The organism is Pseudomonas oryzihabitans, from assembly GCF_032027545.1.
Classification (GTDB): Bacteria; Pseudomonadota; Gammaproteobacteria; order Pseudomonadales; family Pseudomonadaceae; genus Chryseomonas; species Chryseomonas oryzihabitans_F.
The window spans coordinates 254,916-272,891 of sequence record NZ_JAVSJB010000002.1 but is presented as its reverse complement, the minus strand read 5'-3'; the positions used below and the strand labels follow the sequence as shown (position 1 = coordinate 272,891).

Below are 17,976 nucleotides of genomic sequence, written 5' to 3'. Positions count from 1 at the left end.
TTCATCCATGACGTTGCCACGAGGAGACCGGGAATGCCGGGTTCGCTGATCAATAGACTGAGTTTTCTGGCCCTGGGTGGCCTGATGGTCCTGCAGTTCGGCGTGTTCGAGCAGAGTCCCACCAACCCGGTGGGCATCCGCTACGTGGGTGAGCTGTACCTGGCGATTTGCCTGGGGTTCTTCGCGCTCTTCACCCTGAGCACCTGGCATCGGCCGCAGCGCGACTACCGCCTGCTGATGGCCTTCTGTCTGTTTTCGACGGTGGTGTTCTGCGGCCTGCCGGCGGTGTTCGCCCAGCTGTTCTGGGGCCAGCCGCTGGTCTACGGCCTCATCGAGGAGCGGCGGGTGCTCTACTGCTTCAGTGCCTTCCTGGTGCTGTACCTGGCCAAGCGGCTGACCGCCGCCCAGTTCGAGAACCTGATCATCCTGGTCGGCCTGCTTTCGGCGCTGCTGTGCTGGCTGTCCTATTTCAAGATGCTCCCCGACCTGCGCGAGGAGGTGAAGGACCTCAGTCGGCCTGGACGAGCGTCGACTGGCGCGGGTGCCATCTTCTTCGGCTACTTCATCTGCATCTACTTCGCCGGTCGCGGGCGTTCCTTCCTCGACGGCCAGTTGCGGCCCAAGCTGCGCAACGGGGCGCTGGCGTTGTTCTTCCTGGCCACCATCGTGGTGGTGCTGCAGACCCGCCAGCTGATCATCGTCTGCATGGTGTTCACCATCCTGGCGCTGCGCGCCCGGCTGATCGGCCCGGCGTTGTTCGGGGCCATCGCCATCGCGCCGCTGATCCTCTATCCGCACCTGCTGGAAACCCTGGGCTTCAACCTGGATTTCTATGCGCGCTCGGTGCAGGAAGGGCCCACCGACAACGTCCGGGAGAACACCATCTCCCAGATCATCAATCACCTGCAGCTGTACAACGGCCTACCCAGCGGTAGCCTCAGCCTGATGTGGAACGACGGCTTCAAGCCGATCTTCGGCGACTACTTCTTCCTCTCCGACGTCGGCATCTTCGGCACCGTGTTCCGCTTCGGCTTCCTGTCGATCCTGGTCATTCCCATCGGGCTCGCCGTCCACTACCTGGTGGCCCGCAAGCTGTCGCGGGATCTGGAGTTCACCCTGGCGGTGTTCCTCGCCTTCATGGTCATCTGGCCGCTGCAAGGACTCTTCGAATACCAGGGCACCTCGGCCTTGCTGTTCGTCATGCAGGCGCTCAAGACCTTCCATGGTGCGCCCCAGTACGGCGTGGTGACCATGCAGGAGCGACCGGGCGCCTTGCCGGCCGGTCGCCAGCCGTTGCCGGTCTAGCAACCAGTCAGGCGTTCCACGCGGCGCTCGCTGGGGAAGAACAGCGGGCGCAGCCGTACGCCAACACCGTTGCCGGCGAAGGCCGCCACCAGCCACAGCCAGCCGTGCAGGCTGCCCGAGGCGATGCCGCTGAAGTAGGCGCCGATGTTGCAACCGTAGGCCAGGCGCGCGCCGTAGCCGAGCAGCAGGCCGCCGATGACCGCCGCCACCAGTGAGCGCGCGGGGATGCGCAGGCTGGGAGCGAAGCGACCCGCCAGGCCCGCCGCGACCAGGGCACCGAGCACGATGCCGAGGTTCATCACGCTGGTGACGTCGAACCAGAACGGCTCGGCCAGCGCCTTGGCATTGGTTGGTTGCTGCCAGAAAGCCCAGCCGGAGACGTCCAGCCCCAGCAGCCCCGCACCCTTGGCGCCCCACAGCGCGAAGGCCGAGGTGATGCCCCAGGGGCGACCGGCCAGGGCCAGGGTTGCGAAGTTGAGCAGCGCCAGGGCGATGGCGCCCCAGACCAGCGGCCAGTGGCCGCGCAATAGCCGCGCCACACCCTGGTGTTCTCCGGGCAGCCTGGCTTCCAGCTGGCCATGGCGCCGCCGCTCCAGTACCACCGAGATCCAGGCGATCAGGGCGAAGGCCGCTAGGCTGACCAGGATGCCGGGCAGTACGCCCAGGCTGGTCACCAGCGAGGTGGGCGGCAGGCTGGGCAGGGCGAACCACCAGCCCAGATGATGGGTGGCGACCACCGAGCCGATGATGAAGAACAGTAGGGTCACCAGCATCCGCGCATTGCCGCCACCCACGGTGAAGAGGGTGCCGGAGGCGCAGCCCCCGCCCAGTTGCATGCCGATGCCGAACAGGAAGGCGCCGATCACCACCGAGGTGGACAACGGCGAGACGTTGCCCCGCACCACCTCGCCGAGCAGGCTGCCGGCGCCCAGCGCCGGGAAGAACAGCAGCACCGCGATGGCCAGCATCATCATCTGGGCACGCAGGCCAGCGCCGCGGCGGTCGCGGATGAATACCCGCCAGGCCGAGGTGAAGCCGAAGGCCGCATGGTAGAGCGTCAAGCCCAGGGCACCGCCGACCAGCAGCAGGAGCGCCTGGCGGCTACCCACGGTCTGGCCGACGAAGACCATGCCCAGGGCGAGCAGCAGCGCTGCCCAGAGTGCGGGCCAAGGCAGGCGGGGTGCGGAGAGGGTGGAGGTCTGCTGCATCATCTTTCCAGTAGCTTCGAACTAAAGTCCGACTATTTTAGTCGGACTTGCCGCTGGTGCCCACTGGCTGAATCCCGGTTGTTGAATGAATCCGTTACAAGCATATGACTACTGGTTATAACCCCGGCCGATCGGTCGTTTCCTGCGGAACGTGGTCAAAGCGGCCAGACGTTTTCCAAGGAATCGCCGTGTCGTCCGTTGCCCGCTTGCCGTTTTCGATCTCTTTGTCACCTCGCGCCTGGCGCGGGCCCGCGCTCCTGGCGGCGGTGCTGCTGGCGGGCTGTAGCCTGACACCCACCTCGCAAGGTCCACAGCGTTCCCCGACCGAGGTCCGTGCCGAACTCCTGCGCTTGCTACCAACCAGCGTGGCGGATCGCCAGGGTTGGGCCGCTGACATCCAGAGTGCCTTCAGCGCCCAGCGCCTCGATCCTTCGACCGAGAATCTGTGCGCCGTGCTGGCGGTGGTGGAGCAGGAGTCCACCTACCGAGTCGATCCACCGGTACCGGGCCTCGGTCGCATCGCGCGTGAGGAGATCGACCGGCGCGCGGCTCGGGCCTATGTGCCTCCACTGCTGGTGCGTGCGGCACTCAATCTCCAGTCTCCCACCGGCAAGACCTACGTCGAGCGCCTGGACGGCGCGCACACCGAGCGCGAACTGAGCCTGATCTTCGAGGACTTCATCGCCATGGTGCCGCTGGGCGGCCAGCTGTTCGGCCGCTTCAATCCGGTGCGCACCGGCGGTCCCATGCAGGTCAGCATCGAGTTCGCCGAGGCCCACGCCCGCGACTATCCCTATGACCGGCAGGGCTCCATCCGCCATGAGGTGTTCAGCCGTCGCGGTGGTCTCTACTTCGGCACCGCGCACCTGCTCGGCTATCCCGTCGACTATCCCTCGCCGCTGTACCGCTTCGCCGATTTCAACGCCGGCTGGTACGCCAGTCGCAACGCCGCCTTCCAGAGCGCGGTGAGTCGAGCCGCCGGAGTGAAGCTGGCGCTGGACGGCGATCTGGTGGTGCCGGGCTCGCGGGCCATGGGCGAGACCGAGCGGGCAGTGAACCGCCTGGCGCCGGCCCTGGGCATGAGCGACATCGCCATTCGCCACGACCTGGAAGCGGGCGCTTCGGCGGAGTTCGCCGAGACCGATCTCTACGCCAAGGTCTATGCCCTGGCCGAGCGCAAGGCCGGACGGACGCTGCCACGCGCCGTGCTGCCGGGCATCACCCTGGAAAGTCCCAAGATCACCCGTAACCTCACTACCGCCTGGTTCGCCCAACGGGTCGAGGAGCGCTGGCAGCGCTGCCTGAGCCGTGCCAAAGGCTGACGGCGGCAGTCGTCGCCGAACGGTGGCGCCTGGCGGACGAGGATCAAGGGAGGGGATGGCACTTAGCCAGACTATTGGCCTACCATGGCGACATGCAGCGGCCTTGCGCCGTCCGGTTCTGGTGTAGTCCCTAGAGGTCCAGATGGCCGATTTCCCTTCCGGGTCCGGGTTGACGCTCGTCGTCGACCAACCCAACCCTGCGCCCAGTCTGCGCATTCCGCCGCGCGAGCAGGCCAAGGCGCTGCGCCTGCTGCGTACTCTCGGCCTGGAAGCCGATACCCCACCCGAGCTGGTGCTGGCCTGGCTGGAGCGACGCGGCGGTGGCTGTTCACTACCCGAGGCGGCGCGCCAGATCGGCCTGGGCAACTGGCTGGGAATCACCACCAGCCTGGCCGATCTCACGCAAAACCTGGCGCGCTTCGAGGCGGCCTACGCCCTGGACAAGGTGCTCGACTCCCTGGCCGTGCTGGCCGAACGCTCGCCGCCGGAATCCCGCTGACGGCTGGCCGGCCGGGCTCGGCGATGCCATGTCAACCGGGGCCTCGCCTGAGCTTCGCTCCTCGACCTTCCTCCCGAACCTACAGCCCGGCGCCGCGGATATTGACGTAGAGGCTGTACAGCGAGTGGGAGCCGGCCATGAACAGCCGGTTGCCTTCCGCTCCGCCGAAGCACAGGTTCGGGCAGCGCTCCGGTAGGTGGACATGGCCCAGTGCCTTGCCGCTCGGATCGAAGACCCGCACCCCGTCGAGGGCCTCGGGCTTGGCCGCCGGCGCGCCGCTGCTGCCCCAGCCGCACCAGAGATTGCCCGCCACGTCGCACTTGATGCCGTCCAGGGCGCCGTACTCCAGCGCCTCGATGTGCTTGCGCCGTTCCCCCAGGCTGCCATCGTCCTGGACGCCATAGGCCCACACCAGGCGATTGGGCTTGGCGCGGCCTTCCACCACGTAGAGCAACTTCTCGTCCGGCGAGAAGGCCAGGCCGTTGGGGCCGTTGAGCTCGTCGATCACCCGCGTCACCACCAGGCTCTCGCCATCGATGCGATAGACCCCATCGGGCTGTTCGGTCTTGACCCGGTGGCCTTCGTAGTCGCTGTTGGCCTGGAACGGCGGATCGCTGAACCAGATGGAGCCATCGCGCTTGACCACCACGTCGTTGGGCGAATTGAACGGCTTGCCCTCGAAGGCATCGGCCAGCACCGTGAGGCGCCCATCATGCTCGGTGCGGGTGATCCGTCGCCCCAGGCCGTGAGTGGTTGAGCCTTCGCAGGCGATCAACCGGCCCTGGCGGTCGCGGGTCAGGCCATTGGCGAAGTTGGCCTGGGCACGATAGGTGTCCAGTCGGCCGCTCACCTCGTCCCAGCGCACGATGCGGTTGTTGGGGATATCGCTCATCAGCAGGTAGTTGCCGTCACCGATCCAGACCGGGCCTTCGGCCCAACGCAGGCCAGTGGCCAGGCGTTCGACGCTGGCATTGAAGAGGCGCAGTTCCAGGAAGCGGTCGTCGAGGATCTCGATCAGGGGATCGGGGTAACGCTGGCTGAGGGGTTCGGCGGCTCGCGCGAGAGCGGGCAGGGCGAGCGCCGTGCCGCAGACGAGGCCATGCTGGAGCAGGCGGCGACGGGATAGCGGTCGGGCAAGGCCCGGGAAGGCATCGGTCATGAAGCGAGTCCTTGATTGTTATTGTGGGCAAGGCGCAGATCATCCACCACGGCAGGCCGCCGACTGCTGGAGGACAATCATATGACATCATATGTCTTGCGGTGTAACGTGCCAACCCGCGGTGGCGCTCAGTCGGCGTCGAGCGTCAGGCAGGTACGCCCGCGACCCTGGTGCTTGGCCTGGTAGAGGCGGCGATCGGCCTCATGGAGAAAGCCTTCCAGGTCGTCCGGCACCCCGGCGAAGACCCCGGCGCTGAACGACAGCGGAGGTGCGCCGGGCGCGTAGACCTGTGCCTGGCAGTAGCGGCGCAGCAGGTCCAGCGCCTGCAGCAACTGCTCCGGCGGCAGGCGGCTGACCAGGGCGAATTCCTCGCCGCCCAGGCGTCCGGTGAGGTCCTGGGGCAGGGTACGCAGCAGGGCCTGGGAGAACACCACCAGGGCGCTGTCGCCGCTGGCATGGCCGTGTTCGTCGTTGATGCGCTTGAAGTGATCCAGGTCGAGCATGGCCACGCTCAGCGACTGACCCTCTCGCTCGGCCTGGCGAAACCATTCCAGCGCCTGGTCCTGGAAAGAGCGGCGATTGCGCAGTCCGGTCAGGGAATCGTACTGGGCGGCATGGGTCAGGGCGCGCAGCAGATCCCGGCGCTCCAGGGTGGACACCACGCGGCAGTTGAGTTCTTCGGGACAGAAGGGTTTCCGGAGGAAGTCGTCCGCGCCCTGCTTGATGAACTTGGCGCTGAGCGAGCCCTTCTCGTCGGCCGAGAGGCCGATGATGCAGAGATCGTTGCGGCGCAGCTTCTGCCGTAGCATCTGCACCAGTTCGAAGCCACTGATGCCGGGCATGCTGTGGTCGACCACCAGCAGGTCGATGTCGGGCTGCTCCTGCAGCAGACGCAAGGCCTCATTGCCGTCACGGGCGTCCAGCAACTGATAGCGGTGGGGCGTCAGTACGTGACGAATGTAGTTGCGGGTGGCGTCGGAATCCTCAGCGATGAGGATCTTCACCCCGGTATTGCTCTCCAGCCGGCGCAGCAGGCGAAAGGCAAATTCGTACGAGTATTGGCTCTCCTTGAGCACGTAATCGACCACGCCCTTGGTCAGCAGGTCGTCGCGCCGACGTTCGTCGTAGGAGCCACTGAGCACGATGCAGGGCAGTCGATAACGCAGCACCAGGTCGACGCTCTCGCCATTGGGTGCATCGGGCAGGTTGAGGTCCACCAGGGCGGCGAAGAACAGGCCGCCCGAGGTCTCCAGCATCACCTCGGCTTCGGCCAGGGTGGCGCAGAACACCGGCTCGAAGTCGCGCTGCTGACGAAAGAGGTGCGCCAGGATCTTGAGGACCATGGGGCTGTCTTCGATGACCAGGATGGAACGCACCGATAACTCCTGCGAAAGGCAATGATCGACCGAGCGCGGGGCCTGGGCGGTTGGGGCGAGACTCACTCCAGGCATATCGACCGCACGTTCGGCAACTTGAAGGTCGCCGACCGTGCGTTCGCCACGTTCTGTTCAGAGCGTTTCGAGCTGCCGATGGCGCGGCAGCCGCAGCGCCTCGTCACGGGGTAGCGGCCTGCTCAGCAGGTTGCCCTGTACCTTGTCGACATTCAAGGCTTTCAAGGCGTGGAGTTCGGCCAGGGTCTCCACCCCTTCGGCGATGACCTCCTTGCCGGTTTCCCGGGCGAAGGCGATGATCGCCGAGGCCAGCGCCCGGCGCTCGGCGTCGTGGTCGATGTCGCGCACCAGGCTCATGTCCAGTTTGATCATGTCCGGTCGCAGCCGGAGGATGTGCCTCAGGCTCGCATAGCCGGCGCCGGCATCGTCGACGGCCAGGCGTACGCCCTGGGCGCGCAATGGCTGCAACTGGGCATGCAGGGTGTCGTAGTCGTCCACCTCGGCATGCTCGGTGATCTCCAGCACCAGCCGTCCGGGGGCGGTACCGGCCAGCAGCGCCGGCAGGCGACCGCCGAGGATGGTCTGCGGCGAGCAGTTCATGGTCAGGTAGGTATCGCCCGGCAGGCGCTGCAGACCTTGCAGGGCATAACGCATGGCGCTCTCTTCGAGTTCGTCGCCGAGGCCCACCGCGCTGGCTTCGGAGAACCACAGGTCGGGGCTGCGCTGCGGCGGGCAGTGGAAGCGCGACAACGACTCCCAGCCGGCGATGCGCAGGTCCGCCAGGTAGTAGATCGGCTGGTAGACGATGCTCGGCTGGTGCGCAGCCACGGCACCCTGGATGCGCTGGCGCATCTCCACCTGGCCGCGCCGACTGGAGACGTCCAGGCTGAGCCGATCGGCCACCAGTTCGGCGAAGGTGCGCACCAGCTCCAGGTCACGGGGGCTCAGGGTGGGATCGGGCTGGTACTTGAAGCAGCAGAAAGTGCCGAACAATTCGCCGTCGTTCAGGCGCACGGGCACGCTCAGGTGCGCCCCGATGGGCACGCTGCGGGTTTCCGGGATCAGGCGCGTGGCGCCCAGGGCACGGGTGTCGGGGATGAATTCGGGCAGGTGGCCCTTGACCACCTGCTGGCAATAGCCCTGGCTGAGCGGCAGGGCGTCACCGGCCTTGAGCGGTGCCCCTGGCTCGGCGTCGACGTTACGGAATACGCGATCCTGCTCGCGGAATTCGGCGAGGAAGGCCACGTCCATGTCCAGATGGGTGCGTAGCGCGTGCAGCACCTTGTCGATGCAGCCTTGGCTGCTCAGATCTCCCGTGTCCAGGCCGACGACATCCAACAACTCGGTACTCGAAGCCCTCATGTCCTCACTCCTGGGATACTACGACACGAACCAGTGTAGAGGCTGAAGTGAATTTGTCAGTCAAATGACGTCGATCAGCGCCGCGCGTCGTACCAGGCTTCGAAGGCGGGGAGCGCCATGGGGCGGGCCAGCAGATAGCCCTGCACTTCGTCGCAACCGGCGTCCTGCAGGAAGGTCAGTACCTCTTCCGTCTCGATCCCCTCGGCGACCCGGCGATAGCCCAGCTTGCCGATCAGCGTCAGCAGCGCCCTGATCACTTCCTGCTTGCGCGGATCGGTGGGCAGGTCGTGGAGCAGCGAACGGTCGAGCTTGACACTGGTGATCGGCAGTTCATAGAGGTAGGCGAAGTTGCTGTAGCCGCTGCCGAAGTCGTCGATGGCGATCTCCACCCCCAGGGACCGCAACTCGTGCAGTTGGGCGATGGCCCCCGGATTGCGGCGCAACCAGGTGTCTTCGGTGATTTCCATTTCCAGTCGCTGCGGGAGCACACCCTGTTGCTGGCAGGTCTCGCGCAGCAGCTCGACCAGATCGCCCTCGTCGAAGTCGCGCGGCGACAGGTTGAGCGACAGCCTGCCGGTATAGCGACTGCCCCAGCGCGCCAGCTGGGCGATGGCGGTGCGGACCACCCAGCGGGTGACGGTGTGGATCAGCGCGGTCTTCTCGATCGCCGGGATGAAGTCGCCGGGCGCGATGGGGCCGAGCTGCGGATGGGTCCAGCGCAGCAGGGCCTCGGCGCTGCGCAGCGCGCCTCCGGGCAGCGCCAGGCGCGGCTGGAACGCCAGGCTGAAGTCACCGCGCTCGAGGGCTTCGGGGATTTGCCGGACCAGCTGGAAGATTCGCTGGAAGGCCTCGTCCTGCGGTCGCTCGTAGGTGCCCCAGTAGCGCGGGCCCAGGGCCGCCTGGTCGACCGCTACCATCCCCTTGCGCAGCAGGTCGCGTACGTCGTCGGGGCTCAGGGTGAAGGGCACCACGCCGGCCTTCACCGGTGGATCGATAGGGATCTGGTCGGCCTGCACCGGGGCGCGCAACTGGGCGATCAGGCTATCCAGCAGCGGTGGGTAGTCGCAGTCCGCCGGCAGCAGGAAGGCGAATCTCTTGGTGTCCACGTGATAGACCTTGGCGCGCCCGCTCAGGGCCTCGCACAGGCGCAGCGCCAGGCAGCGCAGGAAGGTCTCGAACGGCCACATGCCCTGGGCCAGGATCAGTTGTTCCTTCCACCGGGTATCCAGTGGGTCCACCAGCACCAGCAGGCGCACCTCGCCCGGATGGAGCTCGGCCAGCTGGGCGACATCGGCCTGGAACTGCTGGCGGTTGGGCAGGCCACTGACCGGATCGCGGCGGCGCAGGTGCTGGCGTAGGGCGATGAGACGCATCACCTGGGCGGCGAAGTCGTCCAGCCGCTTGCGCTCCGCCGAATTCAGCTCGCGTGGCTGGTTATCGAGGATGCAGAGACTGCCGATGGCATAGCCCCCCTCGGTGACCAGCGAGGAGCCGGCATAGAAGCGCACGTGCGGTGCCCGTATCACCAGCGGATTGTGGCTGAAGCGCGCATCGCAGCGGGCATCGTTGATCTCCAGGCGGCCATCCGCGCTCTGGATGGTATGGGCGCAGAAGGCATCTTCCACCGGCATCTGCGCCAACTCGAAGCCGACCCGGGCCTTGAACCACTGGCGGTCGCGATCCACCAGGCTGATCAGCGCGGTCGGCACGTTGAAGCTGCTGGCGACCAGCTCGCAGAGGCGATCAAATTCCTCCGCTGGCGCCGAGTCGAGGAGCTCCAGGGCGTGCAGGGCGTTCAGGCGGTCATCTTCGTTGGGCGGGGCAGCGACCATCAGGCGATCTCGGGGATGTCGACGAGCCTTGTACGAGCAACGGGTCTCCTGTGGGAGGGGTTGCCATCCAAGCCGAGCGGGGCGGCGTCGGAAGAGGCCGCTTGCCTGAGAATGTCGGCAGGCACCCCGAGGACTTTAGCTGCGTCGTTGCGCTTGGCAACCCCGTGAACCCAGGCACGGGTAGAGGTCGCGTGCGCCAGCGGGCGCGAGCGCAGCCTGCCTGGAATTCCTGCCGTCAACTGCCTGTTCGACATCGATGAAACCCTGCTCGACGTGTCTGTCCCAGATGGCCTGTGCGTCCGAGCAGGTGGCCGATTCGTCGGCGCGACGCTGGTCACGGCGAGCTATTCCAGAAGCTGGAGTGACGCTCATTCTGCCGCATGGAGGCCGCCGCCAGAAGTCAGTCGTGCTAGTGTGGTGCATCAGCAGTTTACTGCACAAGTGGGCGGCGCTTGTCGACCTTGGCGGTGTTGCCACTCCTCGCCATGGCCCGGCCATGAGTCGTCGCGGCACCTGGTCCAACAGGCCGCCGAAGCGACCGAGAGGTCACTCGCCAATTCTTGTGCGAACATCTGAAACACTAGCCTGACGTCCGCGCCATCGCCGGCCTGATCCCGGTTCTTCCCAGACAGTGAGAGTCGCTTTCCCATGACGGATACCCTAGCCCGGCTGCGCGCCGGCGAACTGGCCGGGGCCACGCGCCTGACCCTGCGCGCCGACCTGACCGAGTTTCCAGAGGAGATCTATGCCCTGGCCGACAGCCTCGAGATCCTCGACCTGTCGGGCAATCGACTGCGCAGTCTGCCTGCCGACCTCGGTCGACTGCACCGGCTGCGTATCCTGTTCTGCTCGAGCAATCCCTTCAGCGAGTTGCCCGAGGTGCTGGGCACAATGCCCAACCTGGAGATGATCGGCTTCAAGGCCTGCGCACTGGAGCGGGTGAGCGCCGCGGCCTTGCCGCCGCGGCTGCGCTGGCTGATCCTTACCGACAATCGCATCGCCGAGGTGCCCGCCGCCCTGGGTGAGCGGCCCGCCTTGCAAAAGCTGATGCTGGCCGGCAACCGGCTGGAAGCCCTGCCGGCGTCCATGGCCGATCTGCACCAGCTGGAGCTGCTGCGGTTGTCGGCCAATCGCTTCACGGCGCTGCCGCCGGCCATCCTCGACCTGCCCCGCCTGACCTGGCTGGCCTACGGCGACAACCCGCTGGGCGCCGCCCGTGAGCAGGCGGTGCGGGCCCAGGCGGCGCGCCAGCAGCGCATCGCCTGGAACGATCTGGTGCTCGGTGAACGGCTGGGCGAGGGCGCGTCCGGCATCATCCACCAGGCGCGCTGGCAATCGCCCAGCGGAGTGCGGGAGGTGGCGGTCAAGCTGTTCAAGGGCAGCATGACCAGCGACGGTACCCCAGAAAGCGAAAGCGCCGCCAGCCTCAGCGCCGGCACCCATCCCTGGCTGATCGGCGCTCTCGGCGACCTAGCCGAGCATCCCGAACAGCGTAGCGGTCTGGTGCTGGAACTGGTGGAGCCGGCCTTCGGCAACCTGGCCGGTCCGCCCAGCTTCACCACCTGCAGCCGCGACGTCTATCAGGAGGACACCCGCTTCGGCGCCGCTGCGGTGCAGGGGATGGCTGGCGGCATGGCCAGTGCCCTGGCGCATCTGCACGCCCGCGGCCTGGTGCATGGCGACTTCTATGCCCACAACATCCTCTGGGACGGCGGGGCGCGCTGCCTGCTCGGCGACTTCGGGGGTGCTTCGCTGCTACCCGATGATACCCGCCAGGCCGCGCGCCTGCAGCGCTTCGAGAGTCGCGCCTTCGGCATCCTGCTGGAGGAGTGGCTGGCCCGTTGCAGCGAGCCGGTCGCGGCGGACCTGGTGGCGCTGGCCGAGGAGTGCCAGCAGCGCACCCTGGACGCACGCCCGCTGCTGGCCGAGGTCGCGCGGCGCCTACAGGGCTAGCTGAGCGCCCAGTCCACGGCGGCCAGGGCGTGCAGGGTGGTGGTGTCGAACAGCGGCACCGCACTGTCGCTCTGGTCCACCAGCAGCATGATCTCGGTACAGCCGAGCACGATGCCTTCGGCGCCCTGGGCGACCAGCTCGGCGATGACCCTGCGATAGGCGTCCCGCGAGGCCGGCCGGACGTCGCCGCGCACCAGTTCTTCATAGATGATGCGATGCACGACCTGGCGCTGCACGGGGGCGGGCGTCAGCACCTCCAGGTCGAAGCGTTGCGCCAGTCGTTCCCGGTAGAAGGCCTGCTCCATGGTGAAGGCCGTCCCCAACAGGCCGATGGTCTTCAGTCCCCGGGCGCGGATTGCCGCTCCCGTGGGATCGGCGATGTGCAGCAGCGCTAGCCCACTGGCCGCTTCGATCTCCGCGGCCAGGCAATGCATGGTATTGGTACAGAGCACCAGGCCCTCGGCGCCACCCGCCGCCAACTGCCGTCCTGCCCCACCCAGTTGCCGACCCAGCGTGGCCCAGTCGCCCGCATGCTGAAGCTTTGCGATCTCGGCGAAATCCACCGACAGCAGCAGGCAGGCCGCCGAATGGCTGCCGCCCAGCCGGCGGCGGACTTCTTCATTGACGAGGCGATAGTACTGCGCCGAACTCTCCCAGCTCATACCGCCCAACAGGCCCAGGGTGCGCATGGGTTTTCTCACGACAGTTGGTGAATGGGCATCTTGGCGATTATCGGAGCCTTGGGTGAGGGGCAGTGGGGTGCAGATCGGGCGGTACAGTCGGCCGCTCAAAGGCCGGCAGGCTGTCAGGGCGTAATTCTTTCTCACGAGAAACAGCGGATGAGGTCGAGGTATCGGTAGGAACCACTGTCTTATCGCGGCCATGGGCCGCTCCTACGGAAGCATCCCGCCGTTGTAGGAGTGGCTGCATCGGCGGGCCGCCACGGCCGCGATCTCCCAAGCGATGCGCATGAGCCGCTCCCACGGATCCCGTGTTCCCCATGGCAGAGCTGCCACCCCCGAGCTACGCTTCGATTGGCCATTCCCGGCCCTGGAGGTGATCGCCATGCTGAAAGCCCTGTTTGCTGCCTTGACCCTGACCCTCTTCGCATCCGCCACCGTCCAGGCGGCGCCCTGTCGGGATGCCCAGGGCAAGTTCGTGAAATGCGCGGCCGCCAAGACCAAGGCCGTGCAGTGCAAGGATGCCAAGGGCAAGTTCGCCAAGTGCGACGCGCCGGGGGCCAAGCCGATCAATTGAGTGTCCTGAGCGGAGCGACCGAGCGACTGTCCGGCAGGGAGCCGGGCCGTTCGCTCTGTGTCGCTTGCGTCAGGCGACCTTGAAGCGTCCCACCAGCTGATTCATCTGCACCGCCAGTTGCGAGAGTTGGCTGCTGGCCGTGGCGGTCTGGCTGGCGCCGGCGGCGCTCTGCACCGAGAGATCGCGGATGGTGACCAGGGCCCGGTCGACTTCCCGGGCAACGTGGGCCTGTTCCTCGGCGGCGGTGGCGATCAGGGTGGTGCGCTCGGTGATGCCGGTGACCGCGCCGGTGATGACCGCCAGCGACTGGTCGGAGTCTCGGGCGAGGGCCAGGGTACGCTGGGCCAGGCTGGCGGTGGCGTTCATGGTGTTGACCGCCTCGCTGCTGCCGCGCTGGACCTGGCCGATGACGGCCTCGATCTCCTGGGTCGACTGCTGGGTACGCTGCGCCAAGGCCCGCACCTCGTCGGCCACCACGGCGAAACCGCGGCCGGCATCGCCGGCGCGAGCGGCTTCGATGGCGGCGTTGAGCGCCAGCAGGTTGGTCTGTTCGGCGACCCCGCGGATCACCTCCAGGACCTTGGTGATGTTGCCGACGTCATTGGCCAGTTGCTGGATGCGGTCGCTGCTGTCGACCACGTTGCCATTGAGGGCCTCGATGGCCTGCACGGTCTGCTCGACGCTGGCCTTGCCCTGGCGCGAGGCCAGGTCGGAACTGCGGGCTTCGCTCGAGGTGCTCTCCGCATTGCGAGCCACTTCTTCCACGGCGGCGGTCATCTGGTTGACGGCGGTGGCGGCCTGTTCGATCTCCTGGTTCTGCTGGTTGAGCCCACGGTTGGCGTCCTCGGTCACGGCGTGCATCTCGGTCGCGGCGGAAGACAGCTGGATGGCGGAATCGCTGATCTGTTGCAGGGTCTGCACCAGGTTCAGGCGCATCCGCTCGAAGCTCAGGCTCAGTTGATGGATCTCGTCGCGGCCTTCATCCTGCCAAGACTGCAGCAGGTCGCCATCGGCGATGCTCTCGGCCACCGCCATGCTGCGCCGCACCGGCACCACCAGGCTCTGGGTGAAGCGCCAGGCGATGAGCAGGGTCATCACCAGGGCCAGGACCATGCTGGCGATGACATAGGTCAGGCTCTCATGATAGAGCGTGGTCGCCTCATGCCCGACCAGGGCGGCCTCTTCGTGGTTGGCCTTGATCAGGGCCTGGACCTTGGCCAGCAACGGCTCGCTGAGCGGACGGAAGCTCTGGGTCACCACCGCCTGGGCCGCCTGCATGCCATTGCTCTCCGATTGCCGTAGCACCTCGTCCAAGGCGCTGCGCCAGGGCCCGACAAGTTGAAGCAGCTCCTGGTAGGCCCGGCGCTCGCTTTCGGCGCTGACCAGCTTCTGGTAGTCGCTGACGCCCTGGACGAAGGCCTCGCGCTCCTGCTTGAGCAGCGCCTCGGTCTTGTGGCTCAGGTCGGGGTCCGAGGTGCTGATGAATCTCAGGGTTTCCAGGCGAATGCGCAGGATGGTGGATTCCAGGAAGGCCGCCTGCATGACGCTGGGCAAGGTGTTCTGCTCGACCTGCTGCTCGCTGTCGCGCAGCTTGCCGATCTGTACCAGGCTGAAGCTGCCGATACAGATCAGCAGCACGGCGAAGCTGGTGAAACACAATAAAGCACGATTGCCTATTTTCAGATCACGTAGGGACATCTTCCACTCCTCGGCCAACACGGTATTCCTTAAAAATACTGTTTCAAAAAACACGAGGTCTGAAACGTTCGGTCCGATGGGAGTGCGTAAATAGACCCTGATCGGTCATTTGTTGAATGGGTGTTATTAGTTGGTTTTTGAGTCGGCAATTTAATGGCGTTATTATTCTGTCGGAAAAACGCTTTGGTCTTGGAAGATGAATCGATTCATCTTCCAAACCTGAGGTACGACTTCGGATTGGCTCGTCAACAGCGTGCTGGAAGGAAGTTCGCGACAAGCCTGGCTAGGACAGGTGGAGAGAACTATACGGTAGGGAGATGGGTGGGGCGTCGGTTATTGCCATTTACAACTTTTATTAAAGCGTTGCGGAGAAATGACGACTGGCCTTTTAAAGCGCTTGTCAAGGACCCTGGTTCCAGGTTGGAGAGGTCTCGGAAGTTTAATGCCGGTATCGAAAGGTTCGATCTAGATCAACTGTTCTAAATAAGACCAACAGTAAGGCTGAAACTTCCGTGAGCCAGGGTGCCGGTGTAACGCGGCACCCCGATGGTCAGGGTCGTTTCAATTGTCGCGATCCGCCGATCCAGGCTCTGACCAGGCGCGATGGCGTTCGGCCTGCTCGGCCTCGCTCTCGATCCGATTGAGCACCTCGCCTTCATGCTGCACCTCGGGGCCGCCTCCATAGACGTGATCCAGCCCCTGCATCAGGGCTGCGTAGCCCTGGGCAGCCACCTGCGCCGGGTCGTTCTTCGGGCCGGCGCCGACGCTGGTGTCGTCCTCGCCGGCCCGATGGAAGAAATTGGTGTCCGTCTGGCCGGGCATGAGCACCGTAAGGGTCACGCCGCTGTCCTTGAGTTCGTTGCGCACGGCGAAGGCGAAGGAGTTGATGAAGGCCTTGGAGGCACCGTACACGGCTTCGAAGGGAATGGGAGCCGTCGCCGAGATGGAGGAGGTGAAGAGCACCCGCCCGCGACCGGCTGCCACCATTTCCGGCAGCACCAGCTTGGCCAGGTGCACGGTGGACATGACGTTGAGCTGGATCAGCGCCAGCTCCTCTTCCAGGCGCGTCTGGCCGACGAAGGCGCCGCCCAGGCCGACTCCGGCATTGAGCACCAGTACGTCCAGCGGACGGCCCTGGCGCCGGAGGAAGCGATAGGTTTCCTCCACGCCCACCGCCGTCCGCAGGTCGGCGGCATGGCTCCAGACCTTGACCCCCAGGGCGCGCAATTCCCGTTCGGCGGCGTCGAGGCCATCGCCGCGGGAGACCAGCAGCAGGTCGTGGCCATGGCGCGCCAGCTGCTTGGCCAGTTCGAAGCCGATGCCGCTGGAGGCGCCGGTGACGGCGGCCAGCGGCCGGGACACAGTGTTCATGCTTGAATCCTCTGCTGGTCTGATGTTGCTGGGATCGCGAGGGCCGCTTGGCGCTCCTCCGGGCCGACGAGTAACCCGAGCCGGCATGGCATAATCGCCACGCCGTTCGAAGGAGACAAGCGATGCAATCCGCGGATCTGGAAGCCCTGGTGACCTGGACCATGCCCTATGGCAAGTACGCCGGCCGGCTGCTGGCCGACCTGCCGGGTCACTACCTCAATTGGTTCGCCCGCAGTGGCTTTCCGGCGGGCGAACTGGGCCGGTTGCTGGCGCTGATGCAGGAGATCGACCATAACGGGCTCAAGCCGCTGCTCGACCCGCTGCGGCGGCGTTAGCTGGCCGTGCGACGCATATCGATATGGGGAATGCCATCCTCGTCGTACACCGCCGAGCAGGACGTGAAGCCGTAACGGCCATAGTAGGCCTGCAGATGGGCCTGGGCGGAAAGGAACTGCGGACGCCCCGGCCAACGCTCGGCGCAGGCGCGCAGGGCTTCCTCCAGCAACCGATGACCAAGACCGCTGCCGCGACCTTCCGGAGCGACGATCACCCGGCCGATCACCACCTCGTCGCGCACTTTACCAAGCAGCCGCAGGTAGGCATGCAAGGCGCCCTCCTGCCAGCCGAACAGGTGCCAGACGTCTGCCGCCAGGTCCAGGCCGTCGGCATCCGGATAGATGCATTGCTGCTCCACCACGAAGACCCGCGCGCGCAGCACCAGGGCGGCATAGAGTTCGGCGGTGGTCAGCGCCTGGGCGGCGCGGCAGGACCAGTCGATAGCCATCCTCAGTCCTTGCGCCGGCCGAACATGAAGCGGAAGCGGTTGCGGTTGAGCAGTACGTAGCCGGTCAACTGCAGCCCCGCCGCGAACAGCAGGCTGCGGATCGCGCCGGGGTCGGCAGGGCGGGGCCCCTGGTAGAGACCGTAGAGGGCGAAGGCCACGCCCAGCAGGCCGAGGATGAAGAAGACCAGACCGATCTTGGTCAGGCGGGGGAGGTTGCGCAGATTCATGGGCATGTCGTCAAAGGTAAAGGCCGCCACGCTAACCGTCCGAACCAGGCTTGTCGAGCCGATAGGCAGCCGCGGCGGACTGGTCTACCGTGGCCTGATGGCCCCTGCAAGCGGGAGAGAGCCCATGTTCAGCCATGTACAGGTAGGCGCGCGCGATCTGGAGCGCCTGATTGGATTCTATGACAGCGTTTTGCACGAACTCGGTCTGGTGCGGATGCCGCTGGAAGACGACGGCGGCCCGCCCGGTTGCGGCTGGCAGCGCCCGGGGCGGGCATGGCCGCAATTCTATGTGCAACTGCCGTTCAACGGCCTGCCGGCCTCTTGGGGCAATGGCGTCCAGGTGAGCTTTGCCGCGCCTACGCCGGCGGCCGTGGAGGCGGCCTGGCACCGCGCCCTGCAACTGGGCGGCAGCGACGAAGGGGCGCCCGGGGTGCGCCCCGGCTACGGCGCGGACTTCTACGCCGCCTATTGCCGCGATCCAGAGGGCAACAAGCTGTGCTTCGTGCATGCTGCGGGGCTGGTCGAGGCCAGCGCTTGAGGCGTAGAGCCTGTTCAACGTCTGCTGCGCGTCGGCCAAACGGCGTTGAAAATGGCCTGGGTCGCCAGCC

Annotated in this window: 17 protein-coding genes and 1 pseudogene; 7 read left to right on the top strand and 11 right to left on the bottom strand. The window is 66.2% G+C overall.

Going from position 1 to position 17,976, the window contains the following annotated elements; translation table 11 throughout:
• Positions 1-33: 33 nt before the first annotated feature.
• A complete protein-coding gene (locus tag RND78_RS03795) occupies positions 34-1,305 on the top strand; it encodes a hypothetical protein (RefSeq protein WP_312726195.1) in 1,272 nt (423 codons plus the stop codon).
• Here the strand turns inward: RND78_RS03795 and RND78_RS03790 are convergent.
• Positions 1,302-2,513: a YeeE/YedE family protein gene (locus RND78_RS03790; protein WP_312726193.1), complete on the bottom strand. Its 1,212-nt coding sequence runs from the start codon at positions 2,511-2,513 to the stop codon at positions 1,302-1,304. The two genes, RND78_RS03795 and RND78_RS03790, sit on opposite strands and share 4 nt — an antisense overlap.
• A gap of 224 nt (positions 2,514-2,737) precedes the next feature.
• Between RND78_RS03790 and RND78_RS03785 the strand changes: the two genes are divergently transcribed.
• Positions 2,738-3,835, top strand: a complete 1,098-nt coding sequence (locus tag RND78_RS03785; RefSeq protein WP_409457019.1) for a DUF1615 domain-containing protein — start codon at positions 2,738-2,740, stop codon at positions 3,833-3,835.
• Between the two features lie 142 nt (positions 3,836-3,977).
• Complete coding sequence (locus tag RND78_RS03780; RefSeq protein WP_312726191.1) at positions 3,978-4,334, top strand: hypothetical protein; 357 nt, start codon at positions 3,978-3,980, stop codon at positions 4,332-4,334.
• Between the two features lie 79 nt (positions 4,335-4,413).
• On the opposite strand, the gene RND78_RS03775 is transcribed toward RND78_RS03780, so the two are convergent.
• The 4 genes from RND78_RS03775 to RND78_RS03760 form a co-directional block, all read right to left on the bottom strand.
• Positions 4,414-5,493, bottom strand: a complete 1,080-nt coding sequence (locus tag RND78_RS03775) for an SMP-30/gluconolactonase/LRE family protein (protein ID WP_312726189.1) — start codon at positions 5,491-5,493, stop codon at positions 4,414-4,416.
• 128 nt (positions 5,494-5,621) lie between these two features.
• Entirely contained in the window at positions 5,622-6,869 is a 1,248-nt protein-coding gene (locus tag RND78_RS03770; protein WP_312726187.1) for a diguanylate cyclase, read from the bottom strand.
• A 132-nt stretch (positions 6,870-7,001) separates the two neighbouring features.
• The gene (locus RND78_RS03765) at positions 7,002-8,246 is read right to left on the bottom strand and encodes an EAL domain-containing protein (RefSeq protein ID WP_312726185.1); all 1,245 of its coding nucleotides are present in this window, start codon (positions 8,244-8,246) and stop codon (positions 7,002-7,004) included.
• A 74-nt stretch (positions 8,247-8,320) separates the two neighbouring features.
• Positions 8,321-10,078, bottom strand: coding sequence for an EAL domain-containing protein (locus RND78_RS03760; RefSeq protein WP_312726183.1), 1,758 nt, complete (start codon positions 10,076-10,078; stop codon positions 8,321-8,323).
• A gap of 648 nt (positions 10,079-10,726) precedes the next feature.
• On the opposite strand from RND78_RS03760, the gene RND78_RS03755 reads away from it, so the two are divergent.
• The gene (locus RND78_RS03755; protein ID WP_312726181.1) at positions 10,727-12,031 is read left to right on the top strand and encodes a leucine-rich repeat-containing protein kinase family protein; all 1,305 of its coding nucleotides are present in this window, start codon (positions 10,727-10,729) and stop codon (positions 12,029-12,031) included.
• Here RND78_RS03755 and RND78_RS03750 read toward each other — a convergent pair.
• The gene (locus RND78_RS03750; protein WP_312726180.1) at positions 12,028-12,720 is read right to left on the bottom strand and encodes an aspartate/glutamate racemase family protein; all 693 of its coding nucleotides are present in this window, start codon (positions 12,718-12,720) and stop codon (positions 12,028-12,030) included. The two genes, RND78_RS03755 and RND78_RS03750, sit on opposite strands and share 4 nt — an antisense overlap.
• A gap of 280 nt (positions 12,721-13,000) precedes the next feature.
• Here RND78_RS03750 and RND78_RS03745 point away from each other — a divergent pair, with 280 nt between their 5' ends.
• Positions 13,001-13,288: a hypothetical protein gene (locus RND78_RS03745; RefSeq protein WP_312726179.1), complete on the top strand. Its 288-nt coding sequence runs from the start codon at positions 13,001-13,003 to the stop codon at positions 13,286-13,288.
• 69 nt (positions 13,289-13,357) lie between these two features.
• On the opposite strand, the gene RND78_RS28155 is transcribed toward RND78_RS03745, so the two are convergent.
• The 3 genes and pseudogenes from RND78_RS28155 to RND78_RS03735 all read right to left on the bottom strand — a co-directional run bounded on the left by RND78_RS28155 (position 13,358) and on the right by RND78_RS03735 (position 16,357).
• Entirely contained in the window at positions 13,358-14,065 is a 708-nt protein-coding gene (locus RND78_RS28155) for a methyl-accepting chemotaxis protein (protein WP_409457018.1), read from the bottom strand.
• A 153-nt stretch (positions 14,066-14,218) separates the two neighbouring features.
• Positions 14,219-14,986: pseudogene (locus RND78_RS28150) on the bottom strand (MCP four helix bundle domain-containing protein); the annotation flags it as partial.
• A gap of 561 nt (positions 14,987-15,547) precedes the next feature.
• Positions 15,548-16,357: an SDR family NAD(P)-dependent oxidoreductase gene (locus tag RND78_RS03735; protein ID WP_312726177.1), complete on the bottom strand. Its 810-nt coding sequence runs from the start codon at positions 16,355-16,357 to the stop codon at positions 15,548-15,550.
• A 122-nt stretch (positions 16,358-16,479) separates the two neighbouring features.
• Between RND78_RS03735 and RND78_RS03730 the strand changes: the two genes are divergently transcribed.
• Positions 16,480-16,692: a DUF3820 family protein gene (locus RND78_RS03730; RefSeq protein ID WP_312726176.1), complete on the top strand. Its 213-nt coding sequence runs from the start codon at positions 16,480-16,482 to the stop codon at positions 16,690-16,692.
• Here RND78_RS03730 and RND78_RS03725 read toward each other — a convergent pair.
• Both RND78_RS03725 and RND78_RS03720 read right to left on the bottom strand, forming a co-directional pair.
• Complete coding sequence (locus RND78_RS03725; protein ID WP_312726175.1) at positions 16,689-17,141, bottom strand: GNAT family N-acetyltransferase; 453 nt, start codon at positions 17,139-17,141, stop codon at positions 16,689-16,691. The genes RND78_RS03730 and RND78_RS03725 overlap by 4 nt on opposite strands.
• A gap of 2 nt (positions 17,142-17,143) precedes the next feature.
• Positions 17,144-17,368 carry a hypothetical protein gene (locus RND78_RS03720; RefSeq protein ID WP_059226418.1) on the bottom strand — a complete coding sequence of 75 codons (225 nt, stop codon included), beginning with the start codon at positions 17,366-17,368 and terminating at the stop codon, positions 17,144-17,146.
• A 124-nt stretch (positions 17,369-17,492) separates the two neighbouring features.
• Here RND78_RS03720 and RND78_RS03715 point away from each other — a divergent pair, with 124 nt between their 5' ends.
• Positions 17,493-17,906 (top strand): VOC family protein, encoded by a 414-nt coding sequence (locus tag RND78_RS03715; protein ID WP_059226419.1) that lies wholly within the window; start codon positions 17,493-17,495, stop codon positions 17,904-17,906.
• The last annotated feature ends 70 nt before the right edge of the window (positions 17,907-17,976 follow it).

Coding starts and splice junctions, on each gene's coding strand:
- RND78_RS03725 (WP_312726175.1), bottom strand. CDS start 17,141: ATGGCTATCGACTGGTCCTGCCGCGCCGCCCAGGCGCTGACCACCGCC.
- RND78_RS03735 (WP_312726177.1), bottom strand. CDS start 16,357: ATGAACACTGTGTCCCGGCCGCTGGCCGCCGTCACCGGCGCCTCCAGC.
- RND78_RS03715 (WP_059226419.1), top strand. CDS start 17,493: ATGTTCAGCCATGTACAGGTAGGCGCGCGCGATCTGGAGCGCCTGATT.
- RND78_RS03775 (WP_312726189.1), bottom strand. CDS start 5,493: ATGACCGATGCCTTCCCGGGCCTTGCCCGACCGCTATCCCGTCGCCGC.
- RND78_RS28155 (WP_409457018.1), bottom strand. CDS start 14,065: ATGACCGCCGCCGTGGAAGAAGTGGCTCGCAATGCGGAGAGCACCTCG.
- RND78_RS03760 (WP_312726183.1), bottom strand. CDS start 10,078: ATGGTCGCTGCCCCGCCCAACGAAGATGACCGCCTGAACGCCCTGCAC.
- RND78_RS03745 (WP_312726179.1), top strand. CDS start 13,001: ATGAGCCGCTCCCACGGATCCCGTGTTCCCCATGGCAGAGCTGCCACC.
- RND78_RS03765 (WP_312726185.1), bottom strand. CDS start 8,246: ATGAGGGCTTCGAGTACCGAGTTGTTGGATGTCGTCGGCCTGGACACG.
- RND78_RS03730 (WP_312726176.1), top strand. CDS start 16,480: ATGCAATCCGCGGATCTGGAAGCCCTGGTGACCTGGACCATGCCCTAT.
- RND78_RS03750 (WP_312726180.1), bottom strand. CDS start 12,720: ATGCGCACCCTGGGCCTGTTGGGCGGTATGAGCTGGGAGAGTTCGGCG.
- RND78_RS03780 (WP_312726191.1), top strand. CDS start 3,978: ATGGCCGATTTCCCTTCCGGGTCCGGGTTGACGCTCGTCGTCGACCAA.
- RND78_RS03790 (WP_312726193.1), bottom strand. CDS start 2,513: ATGCAGCAGACCTCCACCCTCTCCGCACCCCGCCTGCCTTGGCCCGCA.
- RND78_RS03720 (WP_059226418.1), bottom strand. CDS start 17,368: ATGAATCTGCGCAACCTCCCCCGCCTGACCAAGATCGGTCTGGTCTTC.
- RND78_RS03795 (WP_312726195.1), top strand. CDS start 34: ATGCCGGGTTCGCTGATCAATAGACTGAGTTTTCTGGCCCTGGGTGGC.
- RND78_RS03755 (WP_312726181.1), top strand. CDS start 10,727: ATGACGGATACCCTAGCCCGGCTGCGCGCCGGCGAACTGGCCGGGGCC.